Annotated in this window: 2 protein-coding genes; both read left to right on the top strand. The window is 64.5% G+C overall.

What is annotated here, in order from left to right; translation table 11 throughout:
• On the top strand, nucleotides 1–552 hold a 552-nt coding region (locus tag Q8N40_RS24495; RefSeq protein WP_305713638.1), incomplete at its 5' end, for a DUF3108 domain-containing protein.
• 444 nt (nucleotides 553–996) lie between these two features.
• The coding region (locus tag Q8N40_RS24490; protein ID WP_305713637.1) for a helicase-related protein at nucleotides 997–2,409 on the top strand (1,413 nt) is incomplete at its 3' end.

Here is a 2,409-nt window from a genome sequence, read left to right as displayed (position 1 = left end):
TATCAGGCGTCGACCACGAGCTCGAAGAAAAAAGAATCCATCCGCATGGTTCTGAGCAGCGGCACCATCAAGGAATTCGCCATCGAGCCGGAACCGCCGGTCGATGCCGACCGGCTGCCCGTCACCGACGCGCATCGCCGCGGCGTCTACGACCCGATGACGGGATCGATGCTGCGCGTGCCCGGAACCGGCGATCCGATGTCGCCGGAGTCCTGCCGGGTCAGCGCCGGGATTTTCGACGGCCGCATGCGCTACGACCTGAAGCTCGACTTCAAGCGCATGGAAACGGTGAAGGCGGAGAAGGGCTATCATGGCCCCGTGCTGGTTTGCGCGGTGTATTTCACACCGGTCGCCGGCTACATCCCGGACCGCCCGGTCATCAAATACCTCGCCGCCCAGCGCAATATCGAGATCGCGTTCGCACCGATCGCGGGAACCCGCGTCCTGGTGCCGTTCTGGATGAAGATCCCGACCCCGCTCGGCCCCGCTCTGCTGGAGGCCACCCAGTTCATCACGTCAGCGACGCCGCCGCGGGTCGCGAAGACGCAGTAGGGAGGACACTTCTTCCCTTCTCCCCTTGTGGGAGAAGGTGGCGCGCGCAGCGCGCCGGATGAGGGGTCTCTATCCGCGGAGACAGACCCCTCACCCGTCTCGAATGCGCGAGCGCATTCGATCCACCCTCTCCCACAAGGGGAGAGGGGAAGTTCATCGCGAATCCCCATTGACTCTTGCTCGCTTCTGATTCGACTCCGTGTTCTCCAGCGCTGTAAGGATTCGACCGCCATTCGCTCGCTTGTCGCCCCGCGCCAAACTTGATCTAGTGCAGCTGTGAGGTGTTGTGCCGGGATGTTGCGGTGAACGTAACGACATCCGGAGTGAGTCAGCGATTCGGGCGCGATTCGTTCCGGACTCGTTCCAGAACTTAAGCCGCGACTGCAAGGCGTCGCATTATGAAACAATTCCCAAAAAGCCGGCGACGCGGAAACTCAATAAAATATGGCCTTTTCGACATTCTCGTCCTCATCGGCGCAAGACCGCGCTCCCGGCGCCGGCGTCACCGCGGTGCTCGGGCCGACCAACACCGGCAAGACTCACCTCGCGATCGAGCGGATGGTGGCGCATTCCTCCGGGGTGATCGGCCTGCCGCTGCGCCTGCTCGCGCGCGAGGTCTACAACAAGATCGTCGACCGGGTCGGCGTCGATCTGGTGGCGCTGATAACCGGCGAGGAAAAGATAAAGCCGCCGAAGGCACGCTACTGGGTCTCCACCGTGGAGGCGATGCCCAGGGATCTCGACGTCTCGTTTCTCGCGGTCGATGAAATCCAGATCGCGGCCGATCTGGAGCGCGGCCATGTCTTCACCGACCGCATCCTGCATCGGCGCGGCCGCGACGAGACGCTGCTGCTCGGCGCCGCCACCATGCGCCCGATCATCGAGCGGCTGCTGCCCGGCGCCTCCATCGTCACCCGGCCGCGGCTGTCGCAGCTGGAATTCTCCGGCGACCGCAAATTGACGAGGCAGCCGCGGCGCACCGCGATCGTCGCGTTCTCGGCCGACGAGGTCTACGCCATCGCCGAACTGATCAAACGCCAGCATGGCGGCGCCGCCGTGGTACTGGGCTCGCTCAGCCCACGCACCCGCAACGCCCAGGTGGCGATGTTCCAGTCCGGCGACGTCGATTATCTGGTGGCAACCGACGCCGTCGGCATGGGCCTCAACCTCGACGTCGATCACGTCGCCTTCGCCTCCGACCGCAAATATGACGGCTACCAGTTCCGCCGGCTCAACCCGTCGGAATTCGCACAGATCGCCGGCCGCGCCGGTCGCGCCACCCGCGACGGCACGTTCGGGACCACCGCGCGCTGTGCGCCGTTCGAGCCGGAACTGGTCAATGCGCTGCAGAATCACACCTTCGAGAGTGTAAAAGTGCTGCAATGGCGCAATTCGAAGCTGGATTTCTCCTCGCTCGGCAGCCTGCAAGTGTCGCTGGCGCTGTCGCCGACCCATGAGGCGCTGACGCGGGCGCCGATCGCCGAGGATTTGCGCGTGCTCGATCACGCCGCGCGCGACGCCGATGTGCGCGAGATGGCGCAGGGCGCTGCCGCGGTCGAGCGGCTGTGGGACGCCTGCCAGATTCCGGACTACCGCAAGATCGCGCCGGCGGCGCATGCGGAACTGGTGACGACCCTGTTCGGTTTCCTGATGAAGAAGGGCCGAATCCCGGATGCCTGGTTCGCCGCCCAGGTCGACCAGGCCGACCGCGTTACCGGCGATATCGACACATTATCGGGCCGGATCGCGCAAATCCGGACCTGGACCTTTGTGGCAAATCGTCCCGATTGGCTGGCCGACCCCGAGCATTGGCAGGGAATCGCGCGAGAAGTCGAAAATAAACTGTCAGATGCCCTG

Source organism: Bradyrhizobium sp., from assembly GCF_030693485.1.
GTDB lineage: Bacteria > Pseudomonadota > Alphaproteobacteria > Rhizobiales > Xanthobacteraceae > Bradyrhizobium.
This window is presented reverse-complemented; position numbering and strand designations above follow the sequence as displayed.